Source organism: Natrinema sp. DC36, from assembly GCF_020405225.1.
Classification (GTDB): Archaea; Halobacteriota; Halobacteria; order Halobacteriales; family Natrialbaceae; genus Natrinema.
In genome coordinates, this window is sequence record NZ_CP084472.1 from 3,458,678 (window position 1) to 3,484,071 (window position 25,394).

Here is a 25,394-nt window from a genome sequence, read left to right on the forward strand (position 1 = left end):
ATTACCCATGACAGGAGACGAGACTCCGTCAGACGGAGACGAATCGAACTGGACGATGCCCCGGCGCGGGGCGCTCGGACTACTCGGTACCGCCGGCCTCGGGGCCGTACTCGCCGGTACCGCATCCGCGCAGAGGAACGGCAACGGCGACCAGCCGTGGTACGAGTGGGACGCCGACGTCGACGCCGGCGGCCACGACCTGACCGAACTCGGCGCGCTCGCGACGGTCGCGACCGACGCGCCGATCACCGATTTCGCCGGGCAGAACCTGAGCGTCGACGACGACGGGACGCTCAACGCCGAGAGCTCGCCCGACTCGATCCACGTCGTCACCGAGTATCCCGGCGACACGCTCGATCAGAAGATAGAGAACGTCCTCGAGGCGCTCCCCGAGGGCGACGGTATCCCGACCCAGCAGCCGGGACACAAGATCGTGATTCCCGCGCCCGATCCGGACGATCCGGCGGCGGCCGACGGCCTCCCAGCCTGGCGGTTCGAGTCCCCGGTCGAGATCGGGAACAACACCGGCAAACTGGTGTTCGAGATGGGATGGACCCTGATCTACGCCACGGAGTCGATCGAGAGCTTCTTCGTCATCGGTCCGGACGAGAAGACCGAGAACATCAACCTCTACGGCGGGATGTTCTACGCCAAGGGGAACGTGGAGCGGTCGTTCGTCGACATTCAGGGCGTCGGCCACATGCACCTCTCCCGGCTGTACCTCCAGAGCCTGACGGAGCGAAACGCGGTGCCGGCCGGGATCAGGCTCGCGGACTACCACGGCTCGAGCGAACTGACGATCAAAGACACTGAAGTGACCGGCTGTCGCGACGGCTTCCTCGCCGAGTACGGGAGCGACGACGTGCCCTACGGCCCCTCGTTCGATCTGGACATCTCCAACTGGCGCGGCGGCGGCGGCGAGCACAGCATCCGGATCGACGGCGGCGCGTCGATCACGCTGGACTCGATTCAGGTCGGCGGTCACCCGCTCCAGTCGGTCAGCGAGGATATCGTCAGGCTCGAGAACTCGGTCAACGAGACCCGGAGCGTGTCGATCTCGAACGTCCACGAGCGCCACAACGCGATGGACTACCACAGCGGCGTCAGGGTTACCGACGTGACCGACGGCGAGGGACCCCGGCACAACGGGATCTTCGTCGAGAACGTCGACCTGTTCCACGCCGAGTACAGCACCGACATCGAGCACGCGTCGTACTTCGATCAGCAGAACCTGCGCCCCGCACCGACGGTGAGCGACGACGCGGCCGGGTCGACGCGATGGTTCGACGACGGCGTACAGAAACACGAGACTTACAGGTCCCACGAGTTCCACGCCGGCGGGTCGCCCACGCTCGCCGTCGGCGAAAACGACGTCCGGATCGACGGTGCCGGCGACGGGGCCGTCCTCACGACGCCGGACGGTCAGCGCCGGTATCGCGTCCGGGTCGACAACGACGGCAATCTGCTCACCGAGGAGGTCGAGGACGGCGGCGACCGCACGGGGATCATCGAGAGCTTCGAGGACGGCGATCTCGCTGCGTACGAGGGCGCGACGGACGCCTACGTCGTCGACGATGCCGAGCCCGTCGGTCACGGCGACAACAGCCTCAAGAACACCTCGGGCGACGCCGCGATCGTCGTCTCGACGAGCGGGCTGGCACGGTACCCGCGGGCCGGAGACGCGTTCGCCGCGCAGGCGGCCCGGACCGAGACGAACGACAACCTCGGGATCGCCTTCGGCGCACAGGACACGGAGAACTTTTACTTCGCCCGGATCTATCCGGAGAGCGGGGGCGATCGCCTCCAACTGTACAAGCGCGTCGACGGCGCGTACACCGAACTCGACAAGGCGACCGTCTCGGTCGAACGGGACACGCTGTACGACTTCGTCGTCGACTGGGGCGAGTTCGGCGAGATCGACGTCGAGGTTCGCGATCCGTCCGGCGACGCGATCGGCTCGGTCGCCGCCACGGACGAGACGTTCACCGAGGGCGGCATCGGCGTCCGCAGCACCGGCGCCCTCGACAACGTGCGGTTCCGCTGAGCGCGCGTCGCCGCGTGTCCACCGATCGGTCACTGCTGCGCTCGAGGTCATCGCTCCGCGCGGGAACGGAACGAACCGACGGGTCCCATAGCAACCCCCGTCTCCCGCTCGCGGCCGTGATCCCCTGATCGCGCCGATTCCCGGTCGCGTGATCGGACGACCGCTGCGCTCCGCTCGCGCGCAACGCAACGTTTAGTATCGCCCGACGCGTCGGGTTTCGTACACGATGGTGCTGGATACTCACACGCACGCGTGGACGCGGCCGACGCGAGACCAGCCGTGGGTCAACGGGCCGCTCGTTGAGACCGTCGACGAGTTCGACGTCGACACCGTTTACACCGCCGAGAAGCTCCTCGCGGACATGAACGACGTCGGCGTCGACGAGTCGATCGTCGTCGGCTACCCGATCTGCGAGTGGACCGACAACCGGTACACGGTCCGCTGCGTCGAGGAACACGACAGGCTCTCGGGGATCGTCATGCTCGATCCGTTCGCCGACGGCGCGGCCGACCGGGTTCGCGAGGCGATGGCCGTCGACGGCGTGCTCGGGGTCCGCCTCGGGGCGATCTGTCCCTTCGACCGGATGTGGGAGACGTTCGATCCCGACGCGGACTGGCTCCGCGAGTCGATCGACGAGACGGCGTTCTGGGCGGCCGCCCGCGAGACCGACGCGCTGGTACAGGTGCTCGCCGACGTCGACCAGCTCGAGCAGGTGATCGACCTCGTCGAGACCTACCCTGATCTCTCCTACGCGCTCGATCACTTCTGTCACGCCGGCCCCGACGTCCCGCCCGAAGAAGCGCTCGCCGCGCTCGAGCCCCTCGCCGGCGATGAGTACGATGTCGCCGTGAAAATCTCCGAAGTCGTCCACCGCTCCGAGGAGGGGTACCCCTACTGCGATATGCACGGTCACGTCCGCTGGCTGCTCGAGACCTTCGGCCGCGAGCGGGTCGTCTGGGGGTCGGACTTTCCGAACGTCAGCGACGAGGCGAGCTACGAGAAGAGCCTGCGCTGGCTCGAGCACGTCGACTGCCTCTCGACGAACGACCGGAAGTGGCTCACCGGCCGCTCGATGCGGGAACTGTGCGGGATCTGAGCGCTACTCGTCCACGACGTGGTTCTCGAGCGTTCCGATACCCTCGACCTCGGCTTCGACCGTGTCGCCCGAGGAGAGCAGTTCCGGCGGGTCGCGGAAGATACCGACGCCGCCCGGCGTGCCGGTCGAGATAACGGTCCCCGGCTGCAGCGTCATTCTGTGACTGAGGTACTCGATGGCGTCGCCGACGTCGAAGATGAACTCCGCGGTCGAGGACGCCTGTTTCACCTCGCCGTTGACTCGGAGTTCGACGCCGACGTCGTTGGCGTCGATGTCCTCGGGCGCGGTCAGGGCCGGCCCCATCGGTGCGAACGTATCGTAGCTCTTGCCGCGGAAGAACTGGCCGTCCTCGAACTGGGCGTCGCGCGCGCTGACGTCGTTGACGACCGTGTAGCCGGCGACGTACTCCTCGGCCTCGTCGGCCGACACCTCGCAGGCGGTCCGCCCGATGACGACGCCGAGTTCGACCTCGTAGTCGACCTGTTCGACGTCCTCGGGGTGGACGATCGGCGCGTCGGGATCGGTGACGCTCCCGGGCGACTTCGAGAAGAGCATCGGTTTGTCGGGGATCTCCTCGTCTTGCTCCTCGGCGTGGTCGTAGTAGTTCAATCCGATACAGATGATCTGCTCGACCGACGGGATCGGGGCCAGCCGGTCCTCGGGCTCGTCGATTTCCGGGAGTTCTCCCGTCTCGACGGCGCGGCGGACGCGGCGACGGTAGCCCGGCGTTGCGAGGTCTTCGATCGTCGGTTCTCCGAAACGGTCCAGCGCGTACGACTGGTCGTCGACGGTAACGCCCCAGCGGACGCCACCGCTGGTCGCGAATCGAACGAATTGCATCACCTCAGAATTTCTGTCCTGGATCTTGAATCTTTCTCTCGGGTCGCGGGGACGGCCCACACCCGCCCCGATTACTCGGACTCCTCCGGTGCGACGAGCGAGATCGGATGGCGCGGCCGACGGGCGAGGAGCCCGTCCAGTTGCTCGAGACACGACGTCCCGCTCGCGACGACCGTTCGATCGGCGGCGTCGGGTGCCTCGAACTGTTCCCTGAGCCGGTCCCCGACGTCCACGCTCAGTTCGTAGTACTCGCTCTTGTAGCCGAAGCTCCCCGCCATGCCACAGCACTCGACGTCGGAGGTGAGGACGTCGTATCCCAGCCGTTCGAGGACGTCCGTCGTGTAGGCCTCGAGCTCGAGCGTGCGCTGCTGGCAGTGAGAGTGGTAGGCGAGGGCCGAGCCGACGCCGCGGCCGTCGTCGGCGTCTCGCAGCGACGCGGGGTCGGCCCCGTTCTCGAGCAGGCCGTAGACGTACTCGAAGACCTCGTAGCTGCGCTCGGAGAGCGCCTCGTAGCGGTCCGTCTCGAGCAGCCGCTCGTACTCGCCGCGGAACATCGCGAGGTCGCTCGGTTCGATGGCGACGACGTCGTACCCCGCCTCGAGGTAGGGCCCGAGGTCGGCGACCACGTCGCGGGCGTGGTCTCCCGCGGTGGCGATCATTCCCTGCGAGAGGGGGGCGCGGCCCGACGACGCGACCTCGGGGACCTCGACCGCGACCCCCAGCGCCTCGAGCGTTCGGACGGTCGCCTTCCCGCGGTCGGTCCGAATGTAGTTCGTGTAGAGGTCCGGGTAGACGACGGCGTGGTAGTCGGCGTCGACGGGCCGGGGTTCGTCCCGGTTCCGGAACCACTCGACGAACGTCTCGCGCTCGAACCGGGGCAGGTCGCGGCGGCGGTCGACGCCGATGACCCGTTCCATGAGCGCTCTCGAGGGCAGCGTGTCCGCGACCCAGTTCGAGACGGGCGCGGTCGCGGACCCGAGTTTCGCCAGCGTCGAGAAGTTGCCGAAGAACCGCTTTTGCAGGTCGAGCCCCGCGGGCTCCTCGTCGGGGGTGAGCCCCTCGACCAGGAAGTCGAGCTCTCCGTCTTCGGCCCCGCGATTGCGCCGATCCCGGACGACCGTGTTGATCCACGGGATGTCGATCTTCACCGGACACTGGTTGACACACCGCGAGCAGCCGGTACAGAGGTCGTTGAATTCGTCGGCCGATTCCTGGCCGTGGACGCCGGCCTCCCAGCCGGTGGCGATCCCGCCCGAGTAGGTCTCGCCGCCGAAGACGTGGCCGCCGACGGACTGGAAGTTCGCACACGAGTTCGCACAGGCCGAACACCGGATGCAGTACAGCGTCTCCCGGAGCTGATCGTCGTCGCGCATGTCCATTCGACCGTTATCGAGCAAGACGAGGTGGAAGTCCCGGTCGGCCGGATCGTCGGCGATCGGCTCGTCGTCGTCGAAGTCGACCGGCGGCGTCGAGACCGGCGGCGAAAAGAGAGAGACGTAGGAGGTGATGTCCTGTCCCGTCCCCGAGCGCGCGATCAGTTCGACGAACGGCTGGAGGTCCTCGAACGTCGGAACGATCTTCTCGACGCCCGCCACCGCGACGTGCGTGTCGGGCACGGCGACGGTCTTGCGGGCGTTGCCCTCGCTCGTGACGAGCGCCATCGTCCCCGTGTCCGCCGTCACGAAGTTCGCGCCGGTGACGCCGATATCCGCGTCCTCGATCCGTTCCCCGAGGTACTCCCGCGCGAACGCGGTCAGCTCCTCGGCCGTCTCGAGCTCCGCCTCGGGCTCGAAGTACTCGTTGAACAGGGTGGCGATCTCCTCGCGCGACTGGTGGATCGCCGGCGCGACGAGGTGACTGGGCGCTTCGTCGGCCACCTGCAGGACGAACTCGCCGAGGTCGGTCTCCCAGACGTCACAGCCCTCGGCCTCCAGGTGCTCGTTGAGGTCGATCTCCTCGGTCGTCATCGATTTCGACTTGACGACGGTTTCGGCCGCCCGCTCGCGGGCGAGTTCGCGGACGTACCGGTTCGCGTCGGCCGCGTCGTCGGCGACGTAGACGGTTCCGCCGTTTTCCTCGACCGCCTCGCGCACCTGCTCGATCAGCTCGGGGAGGCGTTCGATCGCGTCCTCCTTGATCGCCCGCGCTCGGTCCTTGTACGCGTCGTAGTCCTCGAGTCGGGCGACGGACTCGTATCGTCCCTCGTTGAACCCGCGGGCGTTGCGCTCGACGCTGTCGCCCTCCGTTTCCATGACGTGTCGGATCCGATCGGCTTTCCGGGATCGTTCGCTGGCCATTATGCCTCCACGATGACCGCGTGGGTCTCTCGCGGGCCGTGGACGCCGTAGACGAGTTCGCCCATGTCGGCGGTCGCGCTCGGGCCGGTCGCGATCACGGCGTCGTCGCTCCCGGCGCGGAACCGCTCGCCTAGCCGCTCGAACGCCGACGCCATATCGGGGACGAGATCCCGCTCGCGGACGACGATCACGTGGCGGTCGGGGAAGAGACCGGCGAGTTCGGCACCCGCCGGCGTCGACTCGAGGACGACCGAGCCGTAGTCGGCGACGCCGAGCGCGGCGGCCGTCACGCCGCAGGCCGCCTCGCGGAGCTGGTCGGGCGTCGGCTCGAGGACGATGTCCAGCCCCTCGAGCGTCACCTCCTCGAAGGGGAGCGGCGCACCGACGGTGGGACGGTCGACGACGTCGGCGAGCGTTTCCTGAAACGCGGCCGGCGAGGTCCGAGTGACGGCGGTCCGGACGCTCTCGAGGTTCGTTTCGAACATCTCTAGCTGTGTCTCCATTGTGTGGTCGTCACTCACTCATGCCACGGATTTGGATCTTGTCATTGACCACCACGTCGCGGACGAACCGAGTGCGCTCGTCGGTGCCGTCGGGGTCTAAAAGGATCGCCGTGCCAGCCGTTGATCGCCCGGCGGCGATCGTCGACGGTGGCGGTCGCTATGGGACGCCGTCTCGATCGCTTCTCAGTAGTTATCGTAGACGGTCTTCTCGATCGTGTAGAACTCCAGCCCCTCGTCGCCCTGTTCGCGCCAGGTCTCGCTCGAGGAGTCTTTCATCCCGCCGAAGGGGACGTGGAGCTCGAGGCCGGTCGTCTTCGCGTTGACCTTGGCGACGCCAGCCTCGATCTCGTCGACGAAGCGGTTGGCCTCGGTGTGGTCGTCCGTGACGACGCTCGCGGAGAGGCCGTAGTCGACGCCGTTGGCGACCGCGAGCGCGTCGTCGAAGTCCTCGACCTCGAGGACGGCGAGCACGGGGCCGAACACCTCCTCCTGTGCGAGGCGCATCGACGGCTCGACGTCGGAGAAGACCGTCGGCTCGACGTAGTAGCCGTCGCGATCGAGCGCCGAGCCGCCGGTCTCGAGGGTCGCGCCTTCCTCCCGGGCGATGTCGACGTACTCGAGGGTCGCGCCTTCCTCCCGGGCGATGTCGACGTACTCGAGGGTGCCCTCGAGTTCGGACTCGCTGACGTGGGGTCCCATGTCGGACTCCTCGAGCCCCGGGCCGGGCTCGATCGCCGCGGCGCGGTCGACGACCGCCTCGACGAACTCGTCGTAGACGTCCGTGTGGACGATCGCGCGTGAGCAGGCGGTACAGGCCTGGCCGGTCACGCCGAACGCGCCCGCGGCGACGATGTCGGCGGCCTCCTCGACGTCAGCGCTGTCCGAAACGATCGTCGGGTTCTTGCCGCCCATCTCGAGCTGGACGCGCTTGCCGTCCTCGGTCGCCTGATCGTAGACACTGGTACCGACCGCAGTGGAGCCGGTGAAGGAGATCGCGTCGACCGAGTCGCTGGTAACGAGTTCTCCGCCGACGCTGCTGCCGGGGCCGGTCACGAAGTTGGCGACGCCGTCGGGGAGCCCCGCTTCGTCGAGCGCCTCGAAGATCGCGTGTGCGACGCCGGGGGCGATCGATGCCGGCTTGAGAACGGCGGCGTTACCGGCAGCGAGCGCGGGTGCGAGCTTCCACGCCGGAATGGCGATCGGGTAGTTCCACGGCGTGATCAGGCCGACGACTCCGAGGGGCTCTTTGACCGTATACAGGGTCGTGTCCCGACTGCTCGGGCTCTTGACCGTCCCGCCGAGGTCGTGCGTCTTCGAGCCGTAGTAGCGGAAGATGTCGATCGCGCGCTGCACCTCGCCGGCGGCCTCGCCCCTCGTCTTCCCCTCCTCGCGGACCAGTAGTTCCGTCAGTTCGTCTTTCCGATCGGCGAGAATACGACCCGTCTCCGCGAGGATCCGTCCTCGTTCGGGCCCCGGGGTCGCGCCCCACTCGTCCGCCGCCGCCGCCGCGGCCTCGATGGCCCGTTCCGCGTCGGCCGCACTCGATTGCTGGTAGCGCGCGACGACTTCGTCCGGCGCGGCCGGGTTCTCGACCGTAATGGTATCGCCAGTTTCGGATTCGATCCACTCTCCGTCGACGTAATTGCGTTGCTCGACAGCCATCATCGAACAGTACTCGAACTGATGCATAACGATTTCGGTCGTCGGAAGCGGTCGCCACCGGCTCGAGTCGCGATCCGCTTCGACGCCGGAATCAGAGCGGCGGGACGTTACCCGCGGTCCGGTATCCGCAGTCGCCGTCGATCGCCGTCTCGGCGGCGATGCAGTCGTTGGTCGCGAACAGGCGCGCGTCGTCGCAGGCCGCCGTCGCGAGGAAGGTCCCGGTGCCCGAACCCGCTCGACAGTTCCTGATCGTACTCGCCGTCGTTCCCTCGAGGGAGATCGCGGCGGCCGTCCCCGCGGACGCCGTCTCCCCGTCCCCCGCCGGCTGCGCCTGCCGTCCCGCGAAGCCGTCGATCGTGACCCCGTCGACGTCGACGCAGCGAACGCCGTGTGCGAAGTAGTCCGGAAGGTCGTCGCCCCACTCGAGCGCGACGTCGGACAGTTCGAGGTCGGCGACGCCCTCGCAGTGGAGTCCCGAGATGTCGGCGGCGGTGATCGGTGCGGTGACCGCGGTCGGCTGCAGATCGACGTTCCCGCCGACCGCGTCGGCGTGGCGACCCGCCTCGATCGACACCGAGATCGACTCGAGACGAACGTCCTCGAGCGTCGCGTCCGCGTGGCCGTAGACGAGCGCGCCGTTCTCGGCGTCGGCGACGACGTTCGAGAACCGGACGTCCCTGACCGCGCCGAGGTCGGTCTCCCCGTCGCGCGGGACGGACGTCACGTAGATCGGCTCGGCCTTCCCCCACCACGGCCCCGGCAGCAGGCGCGTCTCGAGGGTGACGTTCGAGAACAGGACGTGCTCGATGGAGCCGCCGTCGCGGTGTTGGATCCCCAGCCCCCGATTCGAGCCGTAGACGACGCAGTTGTCGACCGTGCAGTGTCGGATGTCGCCGCTCGTCTCGGAGCCGAGCTTGATCGCGCACGCGCTCGAGGCCAGCGTACAGTTAGTGACGGTCACGTGCTCGCATGGCCGTTTTCGGTCGTCGTGAGAGACGAGCGTGATCGCGTCGTCGCAGGCCTCGATCGCGCAGTCGGAGACGCGGACGTTCCGGGAGTTGCCGATCGCGATCCCGTCGCAGTTCGGGATCCGCATGTGGTTGCGGATCGTCACGCCGCGGACGTTGACGTCGACGCAGTCGTCGAGGCTGAGCGTCCACGCGGGCATGTCCCGCAGCGTGACGTCGCGGATCGAGACCCCCTCGCAGTCGACGAGGTGAATCATCGGCCCCGGTCGGAACGACGGCTTCGCGACCGGCCACTCGTCGGTCGCTCCCGACCGGTCGAGGTAGTCGTCGCCCTGTCGGGCGCGATGGGGCGCGTTCGAGACGAGCGGGTGCCCCTCGCTCTCGCCGGAGTGCTGCCGGATCGGTTCGTCGGTGTCCATGAACTCGGTCCCGCGCCCGTCGATCGTCCCCTCGCCGACGAGTGCGACGTTCTCGACGCCCTCCGCGAGCACGAACGGCCGCTCGCCGTCGGGGCCGACGTGGCGGTCGACGAACGCTGCATCCGACGCTGCGGGACGCAGACGGGCCCCCGCCTCGAGACGGAGAGTCACGTTACTGCGGAGGTGGACGGTCCCCAGGACGTACTCGCCGCTCGAGACGGTGACGGTCCCGCCGCCGTCCTCGTGACGGGCGTCGATCGCGCGCTGGAAGCGCTCGGTCGTGCGTTCGTGCGCCGACTCCGCGTCTCGGTTCGATTCGGCGGTCGGGTCGATCCGAACCGACGCAGACGGCTCCGTGTGCTCGGTCATCTCGTCCGGTTCATCGGAACGGACGGTATAAATCCCTCCGCTCGCTGGCGTGGTATCGATCTCCGATCGGTAATCTCCCAGCGACATAGGTGGTGGTAAGAATTAAGTTCACGAACGGTGACTGATACCGTGTCGCAATGGCGCGACAGTGTTTGCCATGAGCAACGAGAGCGATCAGCGGACGACGGAGCAGTCGCCTCGAGCGGAAACCGACGCCTCGACCTCGATGGGGCGACGCGGAGCGATGGCGGTCCTCGGTGCCGCCGGACTCGGGACGGCCCTGACCGGCGCGGCGAGCGCCCGGGGCGACGAGGGGAAGGGCGGTCCGAACACCGGCAACCAGCCGTGGTACGAATGGGACGCCGACGTCGACGCCGGCGGGAACGGTCTGTACGATCTGACCGCCCTCGACGTAGACCACACGTATACGGGCGCCAGAGAGGCCGATGTCATCGTCTGGCGCGACGACGATGGCGTCTATCACGCCGACGGCGAAGACGACGCGGTGGCCAGCGGCGAGGAGCCGATGCCCATCGTCCAGGCGGCGGTCGACGCGCTGGACGACGACCGGACGACGAAGGCCACGGTCCGCGTCGCCGCGGACCTCGAGGTCAGCGAGGACCACGAGCGAACGGGCGTGGACGTACCGAGTCACACCCGACTCGACGTCGCGGGGGAGGTGACGGTCGACGGCGAGACCGACGCCGTCCTCTCGATGCGGAGCGTCGAGAACGTCGAGATTCCCCGGCTCACCGTGACCGGTTCGGCGAGCCAGGCGATCTTCGCCGACGACTGCTCGGAGTTGACGATCGGGCGCCTGTGGATCGACGGCGTCACCGTCCAGGGCGTCCGGATTCAGGGCGGCAGTTCCGACGTCCAGATCGATACCGCCTACGTGACGAACACGGGCCACCACGGGATCGAGACCTACGACGTCGAACGGATCCAGATCGGACAGGTGACCGGCGTCGATCCGGGCAGTAGCGTACTGCTGTTGAACGAGACGTTCGACGCGAGCGTCGGTCAGGTCGTCGGCGAGAACCCCTCGTTCGACTACGCGACGTTCCGGCTCGCGAACGGCTGTCGGAACGTGTCGGTCGGCCGCGTCGTCAGCCGCGGCGGCGTCCGCGGCCTGTCGATCATCACCGGTACGCGCGATGTCACCGTCGGCGAAGTCAACGTTCGGGGCGGCTCGAAGGCCGGTATCCTGCTGGTCGACGTCAGGAACGTGAAGATCCTCGGGGGCGTGATCAAGAACTTCGACGGCCCCGGCGTCAACTTCTGGTCGCTCGGGCTGCAGGGTGCCGCCTCGGAGATCAACGAGGGGATCACGCTCGCCAACCTCCGGATCACCGACGACCGCGACGACCCGTCCCAGCCGTGGGCGATCAGGGAAGACGGGGCATGCCTCCACAACCAGTTCGTCAACAACGACGTCCGCGGCGGCGGGACCGAGGGCCTCATCAGGGTCGCCTCCGAGACGACCGTCGTCGACGGTAACGTCGGCGGCGGTCTCGATCAGGGGACCGTCACCCTCGAGTCCGGGTCCTCGCCGGCCGCCCGGGTGTCGGGGGTTGCCGAGTACTATCGCTCGACGATCGAGGCCCGCACGATGCCGTCCGGCGAGGCGGGCGCGTCGGCCGCCTGGGAGCAGTACCCCGAGTGGAACGGCGAGTCGTGGGACCTCGTCTTCGAGTGGCGGACCGACCCCGGCACGGACGTCGACGTCGACTACGTCGTCGACCAGCCGCGCGCGACGATCGGCCGATCGATCGATCGGGACGCCCTCTGGGACGAGGCGGTCCAGTCGATCGAACCCGGGACGTACCGCGTCGTCGCCGAACACAGCGGCAAGGTCCTGGAGGTCGCGGACGGCTCGACGGCCGCGGGCGCGCCGATACAGCAGGGCGAGTGGGCTGACGAGCCCCACCAGCGCTGGGTCGTCGACGGCAGCATGGACGGTCGACAGGGCCGCTTTACGCTCGCCGCGGAACACAGCGACAAGGGGATCGCGTTCTCCGGGACCGAGGCGGTTCAGGGCAGCGTCACGGAGTACCGGATGGAACGGTACGAGACCGGCTTCCAGATCGACGTTCCCGGCGGCCGACTGGAGGTCGCCGAGGGCTCGACGGTCGACGGCGCTCCCGTTCGCGCCGGCGACTGGGAGGGTGAACCGAACCAGATCTGGCGGTTCGAGCGGTTGTAAGCGCGCATCACGAGACGGGGCACCACCGACTTCCGAGGCCGAAACCCGGTTCCTCTCGTCGGCGACGACGACCCTCGAGACGACCGCGGGACGCTCTCGAACCGTCGACGGACTCCGCGATCGAAATCACCGCGTCGCTGACGGAATCGGTGGCGAGTGGGGGAAAACGAAGCCCGGCCCGATCAGATGTAGTCTTCCGGGTCGGGACGGTCGGCCTGTTCGTCGCCGTCGCGCAGGTACCGCTGCACGGCCGGGAGGAACCGGTACCGCAGATCGAAGTAGAACGAGACGATCCCGTAGATCCAGAAGAAAAACAGGACTACCGCCGAGACGATAAACAGCGCGCCGGTAGTCGTCACCATCGTCAGATCACCCCTGAACCCCTTCCGACGAATCGATCTCCGCTTTCGCCGGCAGCCCCTCGATGAGCGAGTGTGCGATCGCGTCGCCGCTTTGCCCGTCGAAGAGATGCACTTTCTCCCGATCGAGGACGATCTCGACCGTCTCGTCCTCGGCGATGGCGGTACTGGGATCGAGGGTCACGAGCAACTCGGCGCCGTCTTTGCCCATCAGCTCCGGATCGTCCGAGGCCGCGCTCACCGGGACCAGATACGCGTACGTCTGGTCGCCGACCGGCTCGAGCACGTCGACGACGGCCTCGAAGGAGGCGCTCGCGCTCGCGGGCTCGTCGTCGCTGCCGGTGAGGTAGACGTCCTCCGGCCGAACCCCGACCCTGACATCGGACCCGTCGTGTTCGCTCCCGAGTTCGTGGCGGAGCGTGAAGTGCTCGAGGTCGACCTGCTCCCCCGTTACCGTGCCGTCGAAGACGTTCATCGACGGGCTGCCGATGAAACTCGCGACGAACTCGTTGGTCGGTCGGTTGTAGCACTCGAGGGGCGGTGCACACTGCTGGAGCGTTCCCTGGTTGATGATGGCGATGCGGTCGGCCATCGTCATCGCCTCCTCCTGGTCGTGGGTCACGTACACGGTCGTGATCCCCAGGTTCTTCTGTAGTCGCTGGATCTCCGTCCGCATGTGGACCCGCAGCTTCGCGTCGAGGTTGGCCAGCGGCTCGTCCATGAGGAACACTTCCGGTTCGCGGACGATCGCGCGGGCGATCCCGACGCGTTGCTGTTGGCCGCCGGAGAGTTCGCTCGGGCTGCGATCGAGCATCCCCTGAAGCTGGACGGTCTTGGCCGCCCTCTCGACGCGACGGTCGATCTCGTCTTTGTCGAAGCTCCGGAGCCGCAGCCCGAAACTGATGTTCTCGTAGACGTCCATGTGGGGGAACAGGGCGATGTTCTGGAAGACCATCGAGATGTTCCGGTCCTTCGGCGGTTCGTTCGTCACGTCCTCGCCGGCGATCTCGACGGTTCCGCTCGAGGGGAGCGTTAGCCCCGAGATCATCTCCAGCGTCGTCGACTTTCCACAGCCCGACGGGCCGACGAGACAGAGGAACTCGCCCTCCTCGATCTCGATGTTCATCTCCTCGACCGCGACGACGGCGTCGTACCGCTTTGTCGTATCTTTTAGATTAACGTGTCCCATGTTGTCACTCCTTTAGTCCGCCTTGAGTTAAGCCTCTAACGATATGTTTCTGTGCGAAGACGACCAGCAGTGCGACGGGAATGATCCCGACGATGCTCGCCGCTGCCATCATGTTGTACAGCTGTCCACCCTGCTGTTCGAACTCGAGGATGCCGTAGACCAGCACCGCCCAGTTGTCGGCCTCGCCGTCGGTCATCATGAACGAGAAGAAGAACTCCCGGTAGACGCTGATGAAGACGATTATCGCCGCCGTCGTGACGCCGGGGGCCGACAGCGGCAGGATCACCCGGAACAGGGCCCCGAGTCGCGTCGTCCCTTCGACTCTGGCGGCGTCCTCGAGCCCGTCGGGGATCTGGCTGAAGAACGTCGTGAGGATGAAGATCGTGAGCGGGAGCGTCAACATCGTGAACGGGAAGGCCATCGCCCACGGCGTGTTGTAGAGGTCCGGCGTCATGAACGGTCCGATGGTTAGCGTACCCGTCAGCATCTCGTATAGCGGGATCAGGTACGCGATCCCGGGGAAATACGAGACGACGAGCAACAGCAACATCAGCGGTGCCTTGCCCCGGAAGTCGACGCGGCCGAACGCGTACCCCGCGAGACTACCGATCAGCAGGCAGATAACCACCGTCAGCATCGCGATAACGATGCTGTTGAAGACGTAGTGGTGGATCGGATACTCCTGGAATATCTCGACGAACACCGCGACGTTCGTTCCCTCGGGCAGGATCCCCATCCCGTAGAGTTGATCGCTGGGCGTGATCGCCAGGACGAACAGCCAGTAGAACGGGAACAGCGTCACGATGATGAACGACGTCAGCCCGACGTAGAACAGGATCCTGTAGGTGTCGTACGGGTTGTTGATGAGCAGGTCGACGAGCTGCCCGACGCGACTTCGCGAGTCGTCTCGGACGTTACTCACTGGTAGTCACCTCGTTGCGGAATTTGATGAGATATACCATCACGATCAGGGCGATGATGAGCGCCGTCAGGAAGGCGATTGCGGAGGCGGTCGCCCACCGCTGCATACGGAACGTATCGACGACGAGGCAGGTTAGCGTCGGGACCGTGCTACAGCCTGCGGAGGCCTCGACGATGCCGTAGACCTTCATCGAACTGATCGTGTAGAAGATCATGCCGATGAACACGACCGGCTTGATCAACGGGAACGTGATCAGTTTGAATTGCTGCCACTTCGAGGCGCCGGCGACTTTGGCGACATCGTAGAGGCTCTGATCCACGCTCGCGAGTCCGGCGAGGATGATAAGCGCCATGAACGGCACCCGCCGCCAGACGTCGACCAGCATGATCACGATCATCGAATCGCGCGTACTGACGAGCGGGTTCGCCGAGAACAGGCCGAGGCTGTGCAACGGTTCGACGAGAAAGCTGATCGACGGCTGGAACAGCAGGTAGAAGATCATCCCCTGAATGACGATCGGGATCGACCACGGGAGGAGAACGATCATCCTCGCGACCGCGCGCCCGCGGAATTCCTTGTTGAGCAGCAAGGCCATGCCGAGACCGAGACTCGTCCCCATGGCGACGCTCACGGCCGTGATCAGGAGCGTGATGACCAGCGCGCTCGAGAGCGGATCGCTCAGGCTGATGAACGGGTCACTGAGGATGATATTTATATCACCGTTGAGAATCGCGATATACGTATCGAGCCCGGTGAACTCACCGACCGGATATTCGCCGTAGAGGTCGTCGCTGTGAAGCGAGACCCACAGCGTTCTGATGAGCGGATAGAACGCGAGAACCGAGAGGACGAAGAGCATGGGTCCGATGAGGAGGTAGCCATACTTGTCCTCGTCTAGCCGTTCGATCCTGTATAGGATGGGCGATGCAGCGCGGGATACCTTGTCTAACATTGTGATGGCCTACTTCGGATGAGATCCACGAACGATCTTGTAAGTTTCGTTATTCCAGTTGCCGGCGTGGATCGTCGAAGCCGACTAGAAGTCGGCGTTTTCGATTTCCTCGACGGCTTCCTGTGCCGACGCGACGGCCGCTTCAGGGGACTGCTCCTGGTTGAGACACGCGTGGAACTCGTCGGCGATCGCGTCCTTTTGCGAGTCCCAGATCTGGTTGATCGGATGGACCCACTGGTTCTCCGACTGGAGCTGGAGAGTATCGAGATACCGGCTCATCACCGGGACGTTTTGTGCTTGGTCCGACTCGTACAGTTCGGGTTTCGGCGGTGTCGATCCGGCGAGTTCGAAGATATCGAGGTAGAACTCGTCGGACGTCATCGCCTTCAGCACTTCGACGGCTGCCGGGAGAGTCTCGGAGTTGGGATTCAACGAGAGATGCCACCCGCCGAGTGTCGAGTTCGTGCCGCCGGTGCCCTCGTACTCCGCTTCGTCTTTGGTCACGCCGTAGGGGAACGGCATGAGCCCGATGTCGTCACCGAACGCGTCCTCGCCCGCGAACTGTGCGATCGCGTACGACCAGTTTCGATGGAAGACCGCCTCGCCGGCAGCGAACGATTCCTGAGACGGTTGCGTGTCCCAGCCCAGCGCTTCGGACGGGAGGATGTCACCGGTTATCCCGTCCAGCGCGTGCTCGTCGTCGGACCCGTGCATGAACGTCCGTAGCAACTGGAGCGCTTCGATTACCGGCTCGTCGTCGATCGTGATCGGCCGGTCGCCGATGGGACCGTGCTGGTTTTCCATGTCGCCGAAGTAGTTACCGCCCATCGTGACGACCTTCTCGTAGCCGGTCTGGTGACCGATCGTCCGCTGGTTGAGCGTCGTCGTATAGCCGTGATCGACGTCGTTTGCCGCCATCGACTCGCTGACGATGTCGGCGAACCGTTCCCACTCCATCGGCTCCGTCGCCCAGTTTTCTCCTTCGGGATCGTAGCCGGCGTTCTCGACGTAGTCCTTGCGGTAGAGGATCGCAGGGATGTCGACGAACTGCGGCACGCCGTAGAGGCCGCCGTCCCACCGCATTGAATCGACCATCACCTGGTGGTAGTCGTTCTCAATCTCGTCGAGCTTCTCCTGCGGGAGCGCCTCGTTCAGGTCGACCAGCCATCCCCGCGGCGCGAACGAGGACGTGTACGCGAAGTTGGTCAACATGATGTCCGGGGTACTTCGGCCGGCTTGCAGGATCTGATTGTACCGATCCTCTTGATCGTCCGCACCCCAGACGCCGGTCGAGAACTCGACGTCGATGTTCTCGTGGAGACCGGCATTTCGCATCGACTCCTTTAGCTGGTCTTCGATGTCCCCGAAAAGCGGCGCGGTACTGTACTCGACCGTCGCCGGCTCGCCGTCGTACTCCGAAAGGTCGAGTTCGTCGTCGCTGTCGCCGCCGAGACAACCGGCGGTTCCGACGGCTCCAGCAGCACCGGCCGCTGCGAGGAACCGTCGACGGGAAACCGGACTCGTGGTTTGCATTCTACTCGTTAACCTATGGTTGGGTCTACCTGCCATGGTTGTCAAATAAGTAGGCCCTTATATAAATATATCTATTCACCATTTACATGATCTGTTGTTCGGTTTCGGGCGGGCGAGAAGAGAGGGGAGACGTCTCGCCGGACGAGATTCGACGTCGAACGGTCCCGCGACGGTTCCGGCCGTGAGACTCGTTGTTCGACCCTCTCGGACGGGTTCGGGTCTCTCGATGGTCGTCACGATGTGCCGAGCGGACGACGGAAGACGTCCGGCGACACCGGACAACTATTAAATAGATCCCGTCCATACTGGGGCGTAGATGTCGAACGAATCACGATATCCGGTCCAGGCCGCTGCGACGACGTTCCGGATCATCGAAACGCTTCACGAACTCGACGGGGCCGGCGTGTCCGACCTCTCAGACGAACTCGAGATGCCAAAGAGTACGGTTCACGATCATCTCCAGACGCTGACCGAGATCGAGTATCTCGTCAACGAGGGTGGAACGTACCACGTCGGTGCACGGTTTCTCGAGTTGGGCGGGTTCGCTCGAAGCCAGATGAAACTCTACCAGATCGCCTCTCCCGAGATCAAGAAGTTAGCGTCAGAAACCGGCGAACACGCGAACCTCCTGATCGAAGAACACGGCAAGGGGATCTTTCTAAACAAGACGAAAGGGCAAGATGCAGTGAACCTCGATACCCACATCGGCAAGCGGGTTCATCTCCATACGACCGCTCTGGGAAAGGCGATCCTTTCGAGGCTCTCCGAACCGGCCGTCGACGAGATCATCGATCGGCACGGACTACCCGCCGTGACCGAGAAGACGATCACCAATGTCGGTGAATTGAAGCGGCAGCTGGCGACGATCCGCGAACAGGGGTACGCGATCGACGATGAAGAACGGGTGTCCGGAATGCGGTGTGTCGCTGCACCGATCTGTGACGATGAAGCGAATCCGATCGGCGCGATCAGCGTCTCGGGGCCGACGAATCGATTCGACGACGAGATATTCGCGACCGAGATTCCGAAGGCCGTTCTGAGTACTGCAAACGTTATCGAAGTGAATATGACCTACTCATAGATCATCCGGTGTGACCGGATAGCACTGCAGGTCCAGTATCCGGAAATGTGTCGCTCGAAAGCTGCATTTTTCGTCGATCCGAGGCCGCTCCTGAGCCGGCGACCTCGTTCCATTACATTCATATCCATGTAATCTTTGTGTGGTCGAGATGGGCAGATCGCTTATCCTCCTCGCGAGACGACCTACGTGCTCCCTTTGGTTTACACCCATATAGATGTACAACGAAACGCCGAAAGACCGCGGGATCAGTTTCCGGTACCACCGAACGCTTTCATGCTAACAGTTACCGTGTGATTGGGTTCGGACCCCGCGCCCAGTACGCCACGACGGAACGCCGCACTCCCACCGCTCCGGCCGTGGGGTATCCCGTGCGGACGTCCCACAGCGGCATCCTCGGCGGTCGATCCGCCTCGGACGACGAGCGATCGCTCCGGTGAGAATGTCGAAGATATATGGGTACCGGTTGCGATTGGCAGGGTGTGAACTCACCAGTCGTCGATCCCTCGATTCGCGTCTCGCGTCCCAACGACACGACTACCGCCGATTGGAGACAGGAATGACATATACCGCAGGCATCATCGGAACCGGTGGTATCGCAGGAATGGGGATCCTCGGCATGCACGACGAGGATGTCATCGGAACGGAGAAGATTCGGGCCAGCCACGCCGGCGGATACGCCGCCACCGACGAGATCGAACTCGTCGCCGTCGCGGACGTCGACGAGTCGGCGCTCGAACAGTTCGGCGATGCGTGGGACGTTTCGTCGGATCGCCGGTATACCGGCCACGAGGCGATGCTCGAGTCCGAGTCCCTCGACGTCGTCTCGATCTGCACTCCCTCGTATCTCCACGACGAACACACCATCGACGCCGCTCGATCCGCCGCGGATCCCGAGGTCGTCTGGTGTGAGAAGCCGATCGCCTCGCAAGTCAGTGCGGCCGAGCGAATGGTCGACGTCTGCGCGGAAACGGACACCGAACTCGTCGTCAATCACTCCTTCCGGTTTACCGACAAACTCCGGCAGCTTCGGTCCCTCGTCCGAGAGGAGAACCTCCTCGGCGACGTCGCCTCCGTGAGCACGCAGTATCGCATGGAGCTCCTGCGGAACTCGACGCACGTGCTCGATACGCTCGTGTACTTGCTCGACGCGCGCGCGGAGCGGGTCAGCGGCTACATCACCGGAGAGAACGAGGCTGTCGACTCCCTCGATGTCTCGCAGGACATCGCCGACGCCGGCGGTGGCGGTCACGTCGTGATGGACGACGACACCTTCGTCACCGTCGACTGTACGATCCCCCGCGACATCTCGTCGATGACGCTCCAGTTCGTCGGCACGGAGGGCAAACTCTACATGAACAACGACGACGGGGAGTGGCGGTACTGGACGCTCGAGGACGGTGAGCACGTCGAGACCGACCTGCCGGGGATCGACGGGTCGTGGACGTGGGACGACGACTACGAGGAATCGTTCGCGAACGCCGCAGGGCACATCGAGGCCCTGCTGAACGGCGAGGCCGAGAATCGATCACCGGGTCGCGAGGCGATCCGATCGCTGGAGATCATCGTCGCGTTCTACCTCTCTCACCACGCGAACGGGACGATCGACGTCCCCCTCTCACAGCCGCTCCGCGAGGTCACTATCACCTCCTGGTAGCCGGCTTCCATCGGGACGTCGACTTTCGCGGCCGAGCCGTCGACCGACGAGGGCGCAGCCGTCGCGATTCGCACGGTCGACGGATGACCGCGCTCCGGACACGGTCGCCACCGTGTATCGTCGCGATATCCGTCGGGAGCAACGCGTTTGCGTCCGACTCGCCCCCTCGAGCGGTGGCGGGCGAGACGGCGGGTGCGTTTCGGACCGCTCGATTCTGTCGCGGCTCGTGACGCCGACGATCGGCGTCGGAACCGTCTCAGCGGCGAGGGTGGCCGTCGAATCGACACGCTGGCTCCAGTATCGGAATTCAAATAGTGTCCGTTTCGAATACAACTATGAACACTGATATATGCGCATTTATCTCGCTCGGAAGACGCGTTTGCACCGTTTCGACGTCGTCCGTGTAATCGGGCCCGTCTCGCTGACGTGCGCGATCGCGTCGACGTATCGCCGCTGACGAGACCACAATTCGGACCCGGGCGGCCGACAGCCGGGATCCTCATCGTCGAATCGGATCGCGGTTTCGTGTACCCTGTGAGGGGGCGACCGAGCGCGTTCACCACCGCCCGTCTCGGATGTCGAAGGCGAGCCCCGCGAGACGGGGCCGGGGACCCCTCTCTCGGCGGCCACGCTGGCATTTCGCTCCACGGATCCGAGCGGATCCGGCCGGTACCCCTCCACGACGTGCGTTCTCCGCCCACATGCGGTCGGAAAACGCGGTGTCGGCTCCGCTCCGCCCCATCGACAGCGAGACCACAACTGCCGTGATTCCCCCATCGATTGTACCGATGACCGGTCGCCCGTCAACGGGGCGGCGACCTCGAGACGAGACCACGGATAATTCTCCCCTCTCACACAAATATAACTCATCTAGTAGGACCTCTTATCTACATGGACTCAAACATTTCTAACGACGGGCTATTATGGCGAACGACGCGGTAGTCGTTCGGGAACCGGCCGACGAAACGAGCCGGGGACGAGACGTTCCGAGACGAAGGGTCGTCGCCGCTCCAGTACCGTCGCGGGAGTCCGGGTCTCGACCGACGGGTGGCTCCCCGTCGGCGAGTATCGGGATGATCAATCGAGTTCGCTCCCGTCCGACTGCGAGTCACACCCCCGGTCGGCGGCTACTGCCGCCTAACAGACCGGCTTCGGATTCGCGCCCATCCCCTCGAGCGTCTCGACGTACTCGTCGTAGGCGGCCTGGATCGCGCCGCTCGCGGCCTCTTGGGCGCGGTTCCAGTCCTCATCGCTGTCACAGACCGTCTCGAGCAGCGTTTTCGCACGCTCGAGCTGGTCGTCCAGGTCCTCGCCGAAGCCGCGGAACAGGCTGGCCGTCTGGGGATCGGCGTCGCCGACGAAGTAGCCGACGACCTGGTCCTTCGAGCGCTGGCTCGCGAGAATGCGGCCGACGAGTGCGCCGACCCGTTCCACGGTGTCCTCGCGATTCCGGAGATACTCGTGGAGCTGGGGGACCTCGCTCGGCTCGTACTCGTCGTCAGCGAGTTTGCCGTCGACGGTCTCGTAGTGATTTTGCTCCTCCTCGGCCGTAGTCTCGAAGGCCGCGCGCGCCTCGTCGTCGCCCTCGTCGTCGGCCCACGCGAGGAACGTCTGCCAGGCGGCGTACTCGGCGTCGGCGGTCGCCTCGAGGACGGGCTCGGTGTCGATCTCCCCGCCGGTGTCGGCGTACAGCGATTTCGAGGAGCCGAGTCGCGAGAGCGCGGTCTGGTTGTCCTCGCTGACGGCCTCGACGAACGCGTCCGGATCGGTCATGCGGAGTGCTTCGGGGGGGCTCGAGTTATGTCTGTCGTCAGCGACTCGCGGCTCCGTCGCGGGCGTCCACGCTGTCCGCTGTAACGGCTCCGCTCGCTCGCCTTCGACCCCGCGTTGTCCGTCCCCGTACCCGTCGATAGGCGCCGGTTACCAGTCGCGAACGGAACTACAACGGCGGCATAACAATGATACTACTCGGAATTTCATCGATCGGAATGAAACGACGAGCGTATCTCGTGACGGCCGCCGCAGCGACGCTCGGTGGCTGTTCCGCCCTGAGCGATTCCGAAACGTCGGACGAACCGGACGATGACGACGGCAACGGCGATTCCGATTCGCCGGAGCCGGTCGACGAGGATCCCGGGTCGTTCGATCAGTTCGACGACCTCTCGATGTGGACGGTGATGGAGGGCTCGCTCGAACTCGATGCCGAACGCACGTACGTCGGCGAGCAGTCCGGCCGCATGGAGGCGATGGAGGCAGAGCAACGAGTGATGATCAAACGACGATTCGACCAGCCGCGGGACCTCTCCGACGAGTTCCCCGCGATGGCGTTTGCGACCGAGCAGGACGTCGATCCGATCGTCCAGCTCTCCGATACGGACGGTAACCGGCTTCTCCTCCAGTGTGACGTCCCGCCGGGACTTCCGTTCGCCCGCTACGATCTCGGGGTTATCGGGACCGACGGCGAGCCGGATCTGAGCTCGATCGCCCACATCAAGATCTCGGCGCTGGCGGGCGACGGCGAGTCGGTGACGCTGTGGTGTGACGACCTCCACTTCGTCTCTCGCCCGGACACCGGCAAAGTCCTCCTCCAGTTCGACGGCGGCCGCGCATCCACCGCGACCCGGGCTCGTTCGGCGCTGTCGGACTACGACTTCCCCGCGACCGCGTTCGTCCCCACCGACTACGTCGGCGGCTCCAGCTACGTCAGTCAGGGCCAACTCGAGACCCTCCAGAGCGAGGGGTGGACGATCGCCAGTCAGGGGACGTCCAGCGGCAGTCTCGCCGGCCGGTCCGAATCGACACAGCGAGACCGCATCCAGGGCGCGATCGAGTGGCTCGAGAGCAACGGGTTCGAAGACGGTGCCGGCTACTTCGCCTATCCGCTCAATCGCTACGACGAGACGACGATGTCCCTCGTCGAGGAGCACCACGACGTCGGCTTCGTCGGCGGCTACGGCGGTCACGCCGATCTGTTGAACCCGGCAATCGCCCCGCGGACGGTCGGTCCGTCCGCCGACGAGGCCAAGCAGTTGCTCGACCGGACGGCACAGTTCCGGACGATCACCACGCTCAGCTACGGAGACCTCTCCGGCGAATCGGGGACGGCGCTCGAGGAGACGCTCTCCTATCTCAGCGACCTCGAGTCGGCCGGTGACCTCGAGGTCGTCGGGCCGGACGACATCGCGTCGAGCCACATCTACGAGGAGTAGACGCTCAGGCGAGCGGTCGTCCGTCAGCGTGGCTGCCGCTATTTTTCGAGTGGCGCAGAAATGGGTGCGGCAAAGCCGCTAGTTGTCCGTTGCGTACCGAACGATGCTCAGTTGCCTTTTTCAATCGGCGCGTTGACGAGGTTGCCCCACTCGGTCCAGGAACCGTCGTAGTTGACGGTGTCCTCGTAGCCGAGCAGTTCGTGCAGGGCGAACCAGGCGACCGACGAGCGCTCGCCGATGCGGCAGTAGGCGACGGTCGTCTCGTCGCCGTCGATGTCCTCGTCGGCGTAGAGCTCCTCGAGATCTTCGGGATCCTTGAAGGTGCCGTCGTCGTTGGTCACGGCGGCCCACGAGATGTTCTTCGCGCCGGGGATGTGGCCGCCGCGCTGGGCGGTCTCCTGAAGTCCCGGGGGCGCGAGGATTTCGCCGGAGTACTCCTCGGGCGAGCGAACGTCGACGAGCGGAACGCCGCGATCGATCGCGTTCTCGACGTCCTCGCGGTAGGCGCGGATGCTCTCGCGCGGGCCGGCCGCCTCGTACTCGGCGTCGGAGAAGTCGGGCTCCTCGTCCGTGGTCGGGTAGTCGTTCTCGAGCCAGTATTCGCGGCCGCCGTCGAGCAGGTAGACCTCGTCGTGGCCGTAGTACTTGAACTGCCAGTAGGTGTAGGCGGCGAACCAGTTGGAGTTGTCACCGTAGAGGACGACCGTGTCGTCCTCGCTGATGCCGTGGCTCCCGAGGAGGTCCTCGAAGTCCTCCTTGTCGAGGATGTCTCGCTGGGTCTGGTCCTGGAGTTGCGTCTCCCAGTTGAACCCGATCGCGCCGGGTGCGTGTGCGTCGTCGTATGCTTCCGTGTCGACGTCGACCTCGACCAGTCGAAGGTCGGAGCCGTCGTCCTGAAAGTCGTCGAGGCGCTCCTCGACCCAGTCAGCCGTGACGAGTACGTCTTTGGCGTAGTCGTTTGCCATACTCGTTCTATGGACGGGGACACACAAAGGGACTACTTAACCGGTCAATTCGGACACCAGTCGACTCTGTCGGAAATAATTGCCGCCACTGGGATCGATGATCCACAGCACCGTTCGTACAGCGGCTGTATTCGTCGGATTCGCGGTGTTTGCTGGAGCAAGAGGGCGGGACAGGACAGGAACTCCACCAAAAACAAGCAAGAGTTGCCACTGTCCCGGTAGCCGGGATCGTCGCGAAACCGGTGCGTACTCGGATCTGCGGTTCGTATCGGTCGCCTAATGGACGAATCCGTCGTCGTCTCCCCCGACTGGCTCGCAGCGCGTTTAGACGATCCGACCGTACGCATCGTGGACGTCAGGGACGCCTGGGAGTACGACGGGATCGGTCACCTCCCCGGTGCAGTGAACGTCCCCTTCGACAGCTACCGGGACGAGAGCGACGTCGATCGCGGTACCTTGCCCGGTGCCCAGGCATTCGCCGACCTGCTCAGCGAGAGAGGGATCGATCCCGACGACACGATCGTCGCCTACGACGACACCCACGGCGTCTTCGCCGCCCGGTTCGTGCTCACCGCCCTCGAGTACGGCCACGACGACATCCGCCTGCTCGACGGCGACTACAGCGCCTGGAACCGGGCGTACGAGACCACGAGCGAGACGCCCGAAATCGAGGCGACCGACTACGAGCCCGATCCGCTCGAGCCCTCGGAGAGCCCGCTGGTCGGCTACGACGCCGTTGCGGACGCCCTCGAGCGCGACGCCGTTTTCGTCGACACGCGCGAGCAAGACGAGTTCGAGGAGGCCCGGTTACCCGGCGCGGTGCGCTTCGACTGGCGCGAGGTCGTCGACGACGAAACGCGGCGGTTGAAACCCGAGGGGGAACTCGAGGCACTGCTCGCCGAGCACGGAATCACGCCGGACCGAGATATCGTCCTCTACTGCAACACAGCCCGCCGGATCAGCCACACCTACGTCGTCCTCAGGGCGCTGGGCTACGAGAACGTCCGCTTCTACGAGGGGAGTCTGACGGAGTGGCTCGCCAACGACGGCGAGGTCGAGACCGGTCCCGTTTCGACGGCCGACGACAACTGACGCTCCGCGACCGACTCGTCCCGGTTTCCGTCTC

Annotated in this window: 19 protein-coding genes; 7 read left to right on the forward strand and 12 right to left on the reverse strand. The window is 65.3% G+C overall.

Annotation, left to right across the window (positions count from 1 at the left end; all coding sequences use genetic code 11):
• Positions 1-7: 7 nt before the first annotated feature.
• The gene (locus LDH74_RS17705; protein ID WP_226040008.1) at positions 8-2,044 is read left to right on the forward strand and encodes a hypothetical protein; all 2,037 of its coding nucleotides are present in this window, start codon (positions 8-10) and stop codon (positions 2,042-2,044) included.
• Positions 2,045-2,273: 229 nt separating this feature from the next.
• Positions 2,274-3,140, forward strand: coding sequence for an amidohydrolase family protein (locus LDH74_RS17710; protein ID WP_226042556.1), 867 nt, complete (start codon positions 2,274-2,276; stop codon positions 3,138-3,140).
• Positions 3,141-3,143: 3 nt separating this feature from the next.
• Here the strand turns inward: LDH74_RS17710 and LDH74_RS17715 are convergent, their stop codons facing one another.
• The 5 genes from LDH74_RS17715 to LDH74_RS17735 form a co-directional block, all read right to left on the reverse strand.
• Positions 3,144-3,980 (reverse strand): fumarylacetoacetate hydrolase family protein, encoded by an 837-nt coding sequence (locus tag LDH74_RS17715; RefSeq protein WP_226040009.1) that lies wholly within the window; start codon positions 3,978-3,980, stop codon positions 3,144-3,146.
• Between the two features lie 71 nt (positions 3,981-4,051).
• Complete coding sequence (locus LDH74_RS17720) at positions 4,052-6,277, reverse strand: LUD domain-containing protein (RefSeq protein WP_226040010.1); 2,226 nt, start codon at positions 6,275-6,277, stop codon at positions 4,052-4,054.
• A complete protein-coding gene (locus LDH74_RS17725) occupies positions 6,277-6,780 on the reverse strand; it encodes an LUD domain-containing protein (RefSeq protein ID WP_226040011.1) in 504 nt (167 codons plus the stop codon). The genes LDH74_RS17720 and LDH74_RS17725 overlap by 1 nt, the downstream gene beginning before the upstream one ends.
• A 183-nt stretch (positions 6,781-6,963) precedes the next feature.
• A complete protein-coding gene (locus tag LDH74_RS17730) occupies positions 6,964-8,442 on the reverse strand; it encodes an aldehyde dehydrogenase family protein (RefSeq protein ID WP_226040012.1) in 1,479 nt (492 codons plus the stop codon).
• A gap of 91 nt (positions 8,443-8,533) precedes the next feature.
• The gene (locus tag LDH74_RS17735; protein ID WP_226040013.1) at positions 8,534-10,198 is read right to left on the reverse strand and encodes a glycosyl hydrolase family 28 protein; all 1,665 of its coding nucleotides are present in this window, start codon (positions 10,196-10,198) and stop codon (positions 8,534-8,536) included.
• A gap of 157 nt (positions 10,199-10,355) precedes the next feature.
• Between LDH74_RS17735 and LDH74_RS17740 the strand changes: the two genes are divergently transcribed.
• Positions 10,356-12,404, forward strand: a complete 2,049-nt coding sequence (locus LDH74_RS17740; protein WP_226040014.1) for an RICIN domain-containing protein — start codon at positions 10,356-10,358, stop codon at positions 12,402-12,404.
• A gap of 182 nt (positions 12,405-12,586) precedes the next feature.
• Here the strand turns inward: LDH74_RS17740 and LDH74_RS17745 are convergent, their stop codons facing one another.
• From LDH74_RS17745 to LDH74_RS17765, 5 genes are all read right to left on the reverse strand, one after another.
• Entirely contained in the window at positions 12,587-12,766 is a 180-nt protein-coding gene (locus tag LDH74_RS17745) for a hypothetical protein (protein ID WP_226040015.1), read from the reverse strand.
• 7 nt (positions 12,767-12,773) lie between these two features.
• Complete coding sequence (locus LDH74_RS17750; protein ID WP_226040016.1) at positions 12,774-13,952, reverse strand: ABC transporter ATP-binding protein; 1,179 nt, start codon at positions 13,950-13,952, stop codon at positions 12,774-12,776.
• Between the two features lie 4 nt (positions 13,953-13,956).
• Positions 13,957-14,874 carry a carbohydrate ABC transporter permease gene (locus tag LDH74_RS17755; RefSeq protein ID WP_226040017.1) on the reverse strand — a complete coding sequence of 306 codons (918 nt, stop codon included), beginning with the start codon at positions 14,872-14,874 and terminating at the stop codon, positions 13,957-13,959.
• Positions 14,867-15,826 carry a sugar ABC transporter permease gene (locus LDH74_RS17760; protein ID WP_226040018.1) on the reverse strand — a complete coding sequence of 320 codons (960 nt, stop codon included), beginning with the start codon at positions 15,824-15,826 and terminating at the stop codon, positions 14,867-14,869. Before LDH74_RS17760 ends, LDH74_RS17755 begins: the two co-directional genes overlap by 8 nt.
• A gap of 84 nt (positions 15,827-15,910) precedes the next feature.
• Entirely contained in the window at positions 15,911-17,359 is a 1,449-nt protein-coding gene (locus tag LDH74_RS17765) for an extracellular solute-binding protein (protein ID WP_226040019.1), read from the reverse strand.
• 316 nt (positions 17,360-17,675) lie between these two features.
• Between LDH74_RS17765 and LDH74_RS17770 the strand changes: the two genes are divergently transcribed.
• Entirely contained in the window at positions 17,676-18,440 is a 765-nt protein-coding gene (locus tag LDH74_RS17770; protein ID WP_226040020.1) for an IclR family transcriptional regulator, read from the forward strand.
• A gap of 556 nt (positions 18,441-18,996) precedes the next feature.
• Entirely contained in the window at positions 18,997-20,094 is a 1,098-nt protein-coding gene (locus tag LDH74_RS17775; protein WP_226040021.1) for a Gfo/Idh/MocA family oxidoreductase, read from the forward strand.
• A gap of 1,137 nt (positions 20,095-21,231) precedes the next feature.
• Here the strand turns inward: LDH74_RS17775 and LDH74_RS17780 are convergent.
• Positions 21,232-21,867 (reverse strand): rubrerythrin family protein, encoded by a 636-nt coding sequence (locus LDH74_RS17780; protein WP_226040022.1) that lies wholly within the window; start codon positions 21,865-21,867, stop codon positions 21,232-21,234.
• 215 nt (positions 21,868-22,082) lie between these two features.
• Between LDH74_RS17780 and LDH74_RS17785 the strand changes: the two genes are divergently transcribed.
• The gene (locus LDH74_RS17785) at positions 22,083-23,303 is read left to right on the forward strand and encodes a polysaccharide deacetylase family protein (protein WP_226040023.1); all 1,221 of its coding nucleotides are present in this window, start codon (positions 22,083-22,085) and stop codon (positions 23,301-23,303) included.
• A gap of 107 nt (positions 23,304-23,410) precedes the next feature.
• Here LDH74_RS17785 and LDH74_RS17790 read toward each other — a convergent pair whose 3' ends face one another.
• Positions 23,411-24,268 carry a sulfurtransferase gene (locus tag LDH74_RS17790; protein ID WP_226040024.1) on the reverse strand — a complete coding sequence of 286 codons (858 nt, stop codon included), beginning with the start codon at positions 24,266-24,268 and terminating at the stop codon, positions 23,411-23,413.
• Between the two features lie 279 nt (positions 24,269-24,547).
• Here LDH74_RS17790 and LDH74_RS17795 point away from each other — a divergent pair, with 279 nt between their 5' ends.
• Entirely contained in the window at positions 24,548-25,360 is an 813-nt protein-coding gene (locus tag LDH74_RS17795; RefSeq protein WP_226040025.1) for a sulfurtransferase, read from the forward strand.
• Positions 25,361-25,394: the final 34 nt, after the last annotated feature.

Coding starts and splice junctions, on each gene's coding strand:
- LDH74_RS17750 (WP_226040016.1), bottom strand. CDS start 13,952: ATGGGACACGTTAATCTAAAAGATACGACAAAGCGGTACGACGCCGTC.
- LDH74_RS17715 (WP_226040009.1), bottom strand. CDS start 3,980: ATGCAATTCGTTCGATTCGCGACCAGCGGTGGCGTCCGCTGGGGCGTT.
- LDH74_RS17775 (WP_226040021.1), top strand. CDS start 18,997: ATGACATATACCGCAGGCATCATCGGAACCGGTGGTATCGCAGGAATG.
- LDH74_RS17745 (WP_226040015.1), bottom strand. CDS start 12,766: ATGGTGACGACTACCGGCGCGCTGTTTATCGTCTCGGCGGTAGTCCTG.
- LDH74_RS17790 (WP_226040024.1), bottom strand. CDS start 24,268: ATGGCAAACGACTACGCCAAAGACGTACTCGTCACGGCTGACTGGGTC.
- LDH74_RS17720 (WP_226040010.1), bottom strand. CDS start 6,277: ATGGCCAGCGAACGATCCCGGAAAGCCGATCGGATCCGACACGTCATG.
- LDH74_RS17760 (WP_226040018.1), bottom strand. CDS start 15,826: ATGTTAGACAAGGTATCCCGCGCTGCATCGCCCATCCTATACAGGATC.
- LDH74_RS17770 (WP_226040020.1), top strand. CDS start 17,676: ATGTCGAACGAATCACGATATCCGGTCCAGGCCGCTGCGACGACGTTC.
- LDH74_RS17785 (WP_226040023.1), top strand. CDS start 22,083: ATGAAACGACGAGCGTATCTCGTGACGGCCGCCGCAGCGACGCTCGGT.
- LDH74_RS17740 (WP_226040014.1), top strand. CDS start 10,356: ATGAGCAACGAGAGCGATCAGCGGACGACGGAGCAGTCGCCTCGAGCG.
- LDH74_RS17780 (WP_226040022.1), bottom strand. CDS start 21,867: ATGACCGATCCGGACGCGTTCGTCGAGGCCGTCAGCGAGGACAACCAG.
- LDH74_RS17730 (WP_226040012.1), bottom strand. CDS start 8,442: ATGGCTGTCGAGCAACGCAATTACGTCGACGGAGAGTGGATCGAATCC.
- LDH74_RS17795 (WP_226040025.1), top strand. CDS start 24,548: ATGGACGAATCCGTCGTCGTCTCCCCCGACTGGCTCGCAGCGCGTTTA.
- LDH74_RS17705 (WP_226040008.1), top strand. CDS start 8: ATGACAGGAGACGAGACTCCGTCAGACGGAGACGAATCGAACTGGACG.
- LDH74_RS17725 (WP_226040011.1), bottom strand. CDS start 6,780: ATGGAGACACAGCTAGAGATGTTCGAAACGAACCTCGAGAGCGTCCGG.
- LDH74_RS17735 (WP_226040013.1), bottom strand. CDS start 10,198: ATGACCGAGCACACGGAGCCGTCTGCGTCGGTTCGGATCGACCCGACC.
- LDH74_RS17765 (WP_226040019.1), bottom strand. CDS start 17,359: ATGCAAACCACGAGTCCGGTTTCCCGTCGACGGTTCCTCGCAGCGGCC.